Below are 8,066 nucleotides of genomic sequence, written 5' to 3' on the forward strand. Positions count from 1 at the left end.
GTGGCACCGGACCGGGGATACGCTTGCGGCGGGCGTGGCCCCGGTCCCTCCCCTGGATGATCGGGGCCACGTTCCTGCGGTTCCTCGCCCTTCGTCAGACTTGGCGGGCGCGGTCGCCCCAGTACGGCTTGCGCAGGTCGCGCTTGAGGATCTTGCCGGACGGGTTGCGCGGCAGGGCGTCCACGACGTCGATCGACGTCGGCGTCTTGTAGCCGGCGAGCCGCTCCCGGGCGTACGCGATGAGCTCGGCGGCCGGCACCGCCTGGCCGGGCTTGAACGCGACGACGGCCTTGACGGTCTCGCCCCACGTGTCGTCGGGAACGCCGATGACGGCGAGCTCCTGGATGGCCGGGTGCTCGGCGAGGACCCGCTCGACCTCGGGCGAGTACACGTTCTCGCCGCCGGTGATGATCATGTCCTTGATCCGGTCCTCGATGAACAGGTAGCCGTCCTCGTCGACCCGGCCCAGGTCACCCGTACGCACCCAGCCGTCGGGCGTGATGAGCTCGGCGGTCGCCTCCGGACGGCCGAGGTAGCCGCTCGTCGCCTGCGGCGTACGGAACCAGGCCTCGCCGGACCCGCCCTGGGGGACGTCCTGGAGCGTCACCGGGTCGACGATGCGCATCTCGGCGTGTGGCACGGGCCGGCCGGCGGACACCAGTCGTTCCGGATGCGAGGCGTCGCGGTGTGCGGCATCGGTGAGGACCGTGACGACGCCGGCGAACTCCGTCATGCCGTAGACCTGCTGGAACTCGGTGTCGGGCCAGGCCTCCATCACGGCGCGGAGCACCGGCAACGGCATGGGCGCGGCACCGTATCCGAGGGACTTGAGCTTGCCGAACAGATCCATGACCTGTGGGCCTGCGGCGATCAGCGCTGTGACGACGGCGGGCACGAGGAACGCATGCGTGCAGCCGGCCATGATCCCGCCGGCCAGCAGCGCACCGTCGACCTCGGGAACGATGTAGCCCGTCGCGCCCACGACCGGAGCCTGCAGCGCGTACGACGTGCCGCCGACGTGGAACATCGGCATCGCGACGAGCATCATGTCGCCCTCGTCGTACGTCGCATCGCCCAGCCCGTTAACGCTGTGCTCGACCATGGCGTGCTGGCTGAGCTGCACGCCCTTGGGGCGACCGGTCGTGCCGGAGCTGTACATCACGACACAGACGTCGTCGGAGCGTACGCCGGGCTGCAGATCGGTCGGCCTCCCTGCTGCCTGCCACGCGTCGAACTCATCGTGCTCGCCGCCGACCACGATGACCTTCTCGACGTGCTCGAGCCGTTCGCGCACGAGGTTGAACTGCTCGAGCAGCTGGTGGCCGACGAGCACGACCTTGGCGGCGCAGTCGTTGAGCACGTAGTCGAGCTCGTCGCCGGCCAGGCGCCAGTTGACGACCGTCGTGGCGGCGCCGAGCTGGCAGCCGCCCAGGATGACCTGCAGCACGGCCGGGTTGTTCTTGTCGAGGATCGCGACCCGGTCACCACGGGCCACGCCGTCGGCCTGGAGCGCGCCGGCCGTCCGGCGTACGGACTCCCAGGCTTCGGCCCACGTCCACGTACGTTCGCCGAAGATCCAGCACGGTTTGCCGGGCCGCTCGGCCGCGCGATGCGCGAGGAAGTCGGGCAGGTAGGTGGCGGGCGGGATGGCGACCGGCATGATGCTCCCTCGACGACGTGACGTGGATCACGACAGCGTAGCGGCCGCCTCTGAACCTGTGGATAACTGCTGCAACGGCGGGAAATGAGTGTAGGAGCGGCCGCCGGGTCCTTCTGGCCTATTGCTGACCCGCCCGCACGCCTGTAACTCTGGAACATGGACCGAGGATTTGTCGTCCTTGCCGATCAGGGTCGTTTGCTGGACCTGGGGAACTTCCAGGCGGTCGTGCTTGCTGACGGTGACCAGACGTCGGGCGACTTGGCCGTGTTGCAGACCCAGGGTGAGCCGTCTGGATTCGGCCCGCCACTTCATCGTCATCGTGACGCGGCCGAAGCGTTCTTCGTCCTCGAAGGCGAATACCTGATGTTCCTCGACGGCGAGCAGCATCTCTGCCCGCCGGGCGCCTTCGTGTACGTGCCCCGGGGCGTTCCACATACCTTCAAGGTGACCTCCGAGGGTCCCGGTCGAAAGCTCAATCTCTTCACGCCAGCGGCGATGGTCGGGTTCTTCGAAGAGCTGGCGGCTGCGGAGGCGGCAGGAACCGCAACGCCGTCGGCTCTGGACGAGATCGCGATCAGGAACTACATGGAGGTGCTCGGGCCAGTGCCCGACAGCTATCTCTGAAGATCGGAATCGACGCGATGCCCGCTTCCAGAACGAGCGGCATTGGGTCGGAAAGGGCTGCGGCCCCTACACTTGGAGCGTGCCCCGCGGAGATGGACGCCTGACCCACGACCTCGATCCCCAGGACGCCGGACCCCAGGACGCGTGTGGCGTCTTCGGAGTCTGGGCCCCCGGCGAAGAGGTCGCCAAACTCACCTACTTCGGCCTGTACGCCCTGCAGCACCGCGGGCAGGAATCGGCCGGGATCGCGGTCAGCAACGGCCGCCAGATCCTCGTCTACAAGGACATGGGACTCGTCTCCCAGGTGTTCGACGAGGCCACGCTCGAGTCGCTCAAGGGCGAGATCGCGATCGGGCACGCCCGCTACTCCACGACCGGCTCCAGCGTGTGGCACAACGCGCAGCCGACGTTCCGCCCCACGGCTGCCGGCTCGGTGGCTCTCGGCCACAACGGCAACCTGACCAACACCGCCGAACTCCTCGAGCTGCTGCACGAGCGCGACCTCGAGGCGGGCAAGGCCGCCAGCAAGGGTGAGACCGCGACGTCCGACACCTCGGTCATGGCGACGCTGCTGTCGTCCTACCCCGACCGCTCGGTCGAGGAGGCCGCCCTCGAGGTGCTGCCCAAGCTGCGCGGTGCCTTCTCCCTGGTCTTCATGGACGAGGGCACGCTCTACGCCGCCCGCGACGCCCAGGGCATCCGTCCGCTGGTGCTGGGCCGGCTCGAGCGCGGCTGGGTCGTCGCGAGCGAGACCGCGGCCCTCGACATCGTCGGTGCGTCGTTCATCCGTGAGATCCAGCCCGGCGAGTTCATCGCGATCGACGAGAACGGGCTGCGCACCGAGCGCTTCGCCAAGGCCGAGCCCAAGGGCTGCGTGTTCGAGTACGTCTACCTCGCCCGCCCCGACACCACGATCTCCGACCAGCGCGTCTTCTCGGTGCGCGCCGAGATCGGCCGCCGCCTGGCCCGCGAGTTCCCCGTCGACGCCGACCTGGTCATCCCGGTGCCGGAGTCCGGCACCCCGGCGGCGATCGGCTACGCCGAGGAGAGCGGCATCCCGTTCGGTCACGGCCTGGTCAAGAACTCCTATGTCGGCCGTACCTTCATCCAGCCGTCGCAGACCCTGCGCCAGCTCGGCATCCGGCTCAAGCTCAACCCGCTGCGCGACGTCATCGCCGGCAAGCGGCTCGTGGTCGTCGACGACTCGATCGTCCGCGGCAACACGCAGCGCGCCCTCGTACGCATGCTCCGCGAGTTCGGCGCCGCCGAGGTGCACGTCCGCATCTCGTCGCCTCCGGTCAAGTGGCCCTGCTTCTACGGCATCGACTTCGCCTCGCGGGCCGAGCTGATCGCCAACGGCATCTCGGTCGACGAGATCTGCCGCTCGATCGGGGCGGACTCGCTGGCGTACGTCACGCTCGACCAGCTCGTCGAGGCGACCAACGTGCCCAAGGACGATCTCTGCCGGGCCTGCTTCGACGGGATCTACCCCGTGGCGCTGCCCGAGGACGACCTGATCGGCAAGCACCTGCTCGAGGTCCAGGACACCCTTCCGCTCGAGGTCATCTGATGGTCTCCTACGCGAGTGCAGGGGTCTCGATCGAAGCGGGCGACCGCGCGGTCGAGCTCATGAAGGAGTGGGTCGAGAAGGCCCGCCGCCCCGAGGTCGTGGGCGGCATCGGCGGCTTCGCCGGCCTGTTCGACGCCTCGGCCCTCAAGGCATACACGCGACCGCTGCTCGCGACCTCCGCCGACGGCGTGGGCACCAAGGTGCAGATCGCGCAGCGCATGGACAAGCACGACACGATCGGCTTCGACCTCGTCGGCATGCTGGTCGACGACCTCGTGGTGTGCGGCGCAGAGCCGTTGTTCATGACCGACTACATCGCGTGCGGCAAGGTCGTGCCCGAGCGCATCGCCGACATCGTCAAGGGTGTCGCCCAGGCCTGCGCCGAGAGTGGCACGGCGCTGCTCGGCGGCGAGACGGCCGAGCACCCCGGGCTGCTGGCACCCGACGAGTACGACATCGCCGGCTCGACCACCGGCGTCGTCGAGGCCGACAAGCTGCTCGGCGCCGAGCTCGTACGCCCCGGTGACGTGGTCATCGCGATGGCGTCGAGCGGGCTGCACTCCAACGGCTACTCGCTGGTGCGGCACGTGTTCTTCGAACAGGCCGGCTGGGAGCTCGACCGCGACGTGCCCGACTTCGGTCGTACGCTCGGCGAGGAGCTGCTCACGCCGACCCGTCTCTACACGCTGCCCTGCCTGGCGCTCGCCGACGCCGTCGAGGTCCACGCGATGTCGCACATCACCGGCGGCGGGCTCGCGGCCAACCTCGCTCGGGTCGTCCCCGAGACCGTCTCCGTACGCGTCGACCGCTCGACCTGGTCGCCACACCCGGTGTTCGGGCTCGTCGGCTCGCTCGGCGGGGTCGCGCAGGCCGACCTCGACCAGGCGCTCAACATGGGCGTCGGCATGGTCGCCCTCGTGGCGCCGGATGCCGCGGACGCCGCCGTACGCCTCCTCGCTGAGCGGGGGATCGACGCCTGGATCGCCGGCGACGTCGCCGCTGCTGGTGTCCACGGCGACGGCGGCACCGTCACGCTGAGCGGCTCCCACGCCTGACGGTTTACCAGGAGAACCTGGTACTCCAACACTTCTCCGGGCAAATTTGCCCGGGTAAGTGGCGTTTTACCACGTTCTCCTGGTAAACCGCCGCTCCTCCGGGGGGTCGATGACGGATTTGTTGTCACCTTTGGGTACCCTTGAGGTACGACATACTGACTACTTTTCTGCGAGGGGGTCGACCCATGGGGCGCGGCCGTGCGAAAGCCAAACAGACCAAAGTTGCGCGCGACTTGAAGTACCGCACACCTGATACGGACTTCAACACTCTGCAGCGCGAACTCCACGGTGAGTCGGGCGAACCGATTCCTGCTCAGTATCGCGACCTGGAGCGCGAGGACCCGGCCGCCTCCTAGGCGACCGGGCCCCTCACTTCTCGCGCTCACCGACCCGCAAGGTCGGGATTACAGCCAACCCCTCGTGCAGGTCGACCCCTACGGGAGCCAGACCGAGCGCAGGCGGCCGACCTCGCGCATGCGCTGCTCGGCCATGCGGTCGGCGGCGATCGACGGCGGTACGCCCTCGGACTTCGCCCGCTCGAGCACGCCCAGCGTCGTGTCATAGATCGTCGTGGCGCGCATCTTGGCCCGGTCGAACACGAAGCCCTCGAGCTCGTCGGCGACCTGGATGACGCCGCCGGAGTTGACGCAGTAGTCGGGGGCGTACGTGATGCCGCGCTCGTCGAGCCGCTTCTCGATGCCCTCGTGCGCCAGCTGGTTGTTGGCCGCTCCGCACACGATCGTCGCGGTCAGGACCTCGACGACCTCGTCGTTGAGCGCACCGCCCAGGGCGCACGGTGCGTAGATGTCGAGCGGCTCGCGGACGAGCGCGTCGGTGTCGACGACCGAGGTGATCGACGGGTACGTCTGCTTGAGCGCCGCGACGGCCTCGGCGTTGACATCCGTGACGACGACCTGGGCGTCCTCCTCGACGAGGTGGCCGACGAGGTGCTTGCCGACCTTGCCGACGCCGGCCACGCCGACGCGCTTGCCGGCGAGCGAGGTGTCGCCCCAGAGGTGCTGCGCCGAGGCGCGCATGCCCTGGTAGACGCCGAACGCGGTGAGCACCGACGAGTCGCCGGCGCCGCCGTGCTCGACGGTCCGCCCCGTCACGAAGTCGCACTCACGGGCGATGATGTCCATGTCGGGGCTGAAGGTGCCGACGTCGCACGCGGTGTAGTAGCGACCGCCGAGCGTCTGGACGAAGCGGCCGTAGGCCCGCAGCAGCGCCTCGGTCTTGATCTTGGTCGGGTCACCGATGATGACGGCCTTGCCGCCGCCGAGGTCGAGGCCCGCCAGTGCGTTCTTGTAGGCCATGCCCTGCGAGAGGTTGAGGACGTCGGTCAGCGCGTCCTGCTCTGAGGCGTACGGGTAGAAACGCGTGCCGCCGAGGGCCGGGCCGAGCGCGGTGGAGTAGATCGCGATGATGGCCTTGAGGCCGGAGGCCTCGTCGTGGCAGAAGACGACTTGTTCGTGGTGGCTGCCGAATGCGGACGGCGCCCTGGTGCTGGAGTCGGTCACGGTAGTGCTCTCTGTTGTATGGCGGAGGTGCGTTGGTGGGCACTTCCATCGGTGGGGCCACGGGGTGGTGTGGCTCAGCGCTGACTCTACTCGCCCGGCGATCGACGTGGGAGCATGCCGCGATAAGGTAAGGCACACCTGATTCGCAGGAAAGAGAGTGCGCGTGAAGAAATCTGTCGTGGCCGTTGCGATCGGCCTGGTCCTCGCCGGCCTGAGTGGATGTGGCTCGAGCGGTGACGACGGGCCGTCGATCACGGTCTACAACGCCCAGCACGAGGAGCTCCTCGCCGAGCTGGCCCCCGCGTTCACCAAGAAGACCGGCATCGAGGTCAAGCTGCGCAACGGCAGCGACTTCGAGCTCGCCAACCAGATCGTCCAGGAGGGTTCGGCATCTCCGGCCGATGTGTTCCTGACCGAGAACTCACCGGCGATGTCGCTGGTCGAGAGCAAGGGCCAGTTCGCCAAGCTCTCGGACAAGACGCGGTCGCAGGTGCCGGCAGAGTACGTGCCCGCGAGCGGCGCCTGGATGGGATTCACCGCTCGCTCGACCGTCATGGTCTACAACACCGACAAGGTCAAGCCCGCCGACCTGCCGGCCTCGCTGATGGACCTCGCCAAGCCGGAGTGGAAGGGCCGCATCTCGTTCTCACCGACCGGCGCCGACTTCCAGGCCATCGTCAGCGCGGTCCTGGAGCTCAAGGGCGAACAGGCGACCAAGGACTGGCTCGCCGGCCTCAAGGCCAACGGCACGGTCTACCAGGGCAACAACGTCGTGCTGAAGTCCGTCAACGACGGCACGATCGACGCCGGCGTGATCTACCACTACTACTGGTATCGCGACCAGAAGGAGGCCGGCGACAACAGCTCGGACTCCCAGCTGCACTTCTTCGGCAACCAGGACCCGGGCGCCTTCCTCAGCGTCTCGGGCGCAGGCGTGCTGAAGTCGAGCAAGCACAAGAGCGACGCCGAGAAGTTCGTCGCCTACCTCAGCAGTGTCGACGGACAGCGCGAGCTCGCCAAGAGCTATGCGCTGGAGTACCCGCTCAACCCCGAGGTTGATCTCGGGCAGGGCGTCAAGCCCCTCGCCGAGCTGCAGCCGCCAACCGTGGACCTCTCGTCGCTCAACGGCCCGAAGGTCATCGGTCTGATGGAGGACGCGGGATTCCTCTGATCGACACGACCATTGCGCCACGGCAGGGGGGAAGGCAGCGCTCGGCGCCGCCTTCCCTCGTCGTGTTGTCCGTTGTCGTCGCCGCGTTCGCACTGATCCCGCTGGCGTTCGTCGTGGTCTACGCGGTGTCGCTGGGCCCGGCCGAGGCGTGGCGCCTGCTCGTACGCCCGCGGGTCGGCGAGCTGCTCTACAACACCGTCCGGCTCGTGGTCGGCGGCTGCCTGCTGAGCCTGGTCCTCGGCGTCGGGTGCGCCTGGGCCGTCGAGCGTACGGACCTGCCCGGGCGCAACGTGTGGCACGTCCTCGCGGTCGCCCCGCTCGCGGTCCCGGCGTTCGTCAACAGCTACGGCTGGGCCTCGCTGACGCCGGACGTCGAGGGGTATGCCGGCGCGCTCGTGATCGTGACGATGTCGTACTTCCCGCTCGTCTACCTCCCGACCGTGGCATCGCTGCGCGGGCTCGACCC

The 8,066-nt window shown here is 68.5% G+C and carries 7 protein-coding genes and 1 pseudogene; 6 read left to right on the forward strand and 2 right to left on the reverse strand.

The window, feature by feature from the left end; translation table 11 throughout:
* Positions 1-94: 94 nt before the first annotated feature.
* Positions 95-1,660 carry a long-chain-fatty-acid--CoA ligase gene (locus V6M46_RS12290; RefSeq protein WP_332665422.1) on the reverse strand — a complete coding sequence of 522 codons (1,566 nt, stop codon included), beginning with the start codon at positions 1,658-1,660 and terminating at the stop codon, positions 95-97.
* 156 nt (positions 1,661-1,816) lie between these two features.
* Here V6M46_RS12290 and V6M46_RS12295 point away from each other — a divergent pair, with 156 nt between their 5' ends.
* The 4 genes from V6M46_RS12295 to V6M46_RS12310 all read left to right on the forward strand — a co-directional run bounded on the left by V6M46_RS12295 (position 1,817) and on the right by V6M46_RS12310 (position 5,265).
* Positions 1,817-2,284 (forward strand): cupin domain-containing protein, encoded by a 468-nt coding sequence (locus tag V6M46_RS12295; RefSeq protein WP_332665424.1) that lies wholly within the window; start codon positions 1,817-1,819, stop codon positions 2,282-2,284.
* Between the two features lie 79 nt (positions 2,285-2,363).
* Positions 2,364-3,854, forward strand: a complete 1,491-nt coding sequence (gene purF, locus V6M46_RS12300) for an amidophosphoribosyltransferase (RefSeq protein WP_332665426.1) — start codon at positions 2,364-2,366, stop codon at positions 3,852-3,854.
* The gene (purM, locus tag V6M46_RS12305) at positions 3,854-4,909 is read left to right on the forward strand and encodes a phosphoribosylformylglycinamidine cyclo-ligase (RefSeq protein ID WP_332665429.1); all 1,056 of its coding nucleotides are present in this window, start codon (positions 3,854-3,856) and stop codon (positions 4,907-4,909) included. The genes purF and purM overlap by 1 nt, the downstream gene beginning before the upstream one ends.
* A gap of 185 nt (positions 4,910-5,094) precedes the next feature.
* Complete coding sequence (locus V6M46_RS12310; RefSeq protein ID WP_332665431.1) at positions 5,095-5,265, forward strand: DUF3073 domain-containing protein; 171 nt, start codon at positions 5,095-5,097, stop codon at positions 5,263-5,265.
* Positions 5,266-5,343: 78 nt separating this feature from the next.
* Here the strand turns inward: V6M46_RS12310 and V6M46_RS12315 are convergent, their stop codons facing one another.
* Positions 5,344-6,429 (reverse strand): Glu/Leu/Phe/Val dehydrogenase dimerization domain-containing protein, encoded by a 1,086-nt coding sequence (locus tag V6M46_RS12315; RefSeq protein ID WP_332665434.1) that lies wholly within the window; start codon positions 6,427-6,429, stop codon positions 5,344-5,346.
* Between the two features lie 163 nt (positions 6,430-6,592).
* Here V6M46_RS12315 and V6M46_RS12320 point away from each other — a divergent pair, with 163 nt between their 5' ends.
* The gene (locus V6M46_RS12320; RefSeq protein WP_332665436.1) at positions 6,593-7,600 is read left to right on the forward strand and encodes an iron ABC transporter substrate-binding protein; all 1,008 of its coding nucleotides are present in this window, start codon (positions 6,593-6,595) and stop codon (positions 7,598-7,600) included.
* 62 nt (positions 7,601-7,662) lie between these two features.
* A pseudogene (locus V6M46_RS12325) lies at positions 7,663-8,066 on the forward strand (iron ABC transporter permease); the annotation flags it as partial.

It is taken from the genome of Aeromicrobium sp., from assembly GCF_036676885.1.
Classification (GTDB): Bacteria; Actinomycetota; Actinomycetes; order Propionibacteriales; family Nocardioidaceae; genus Aeromicrobium.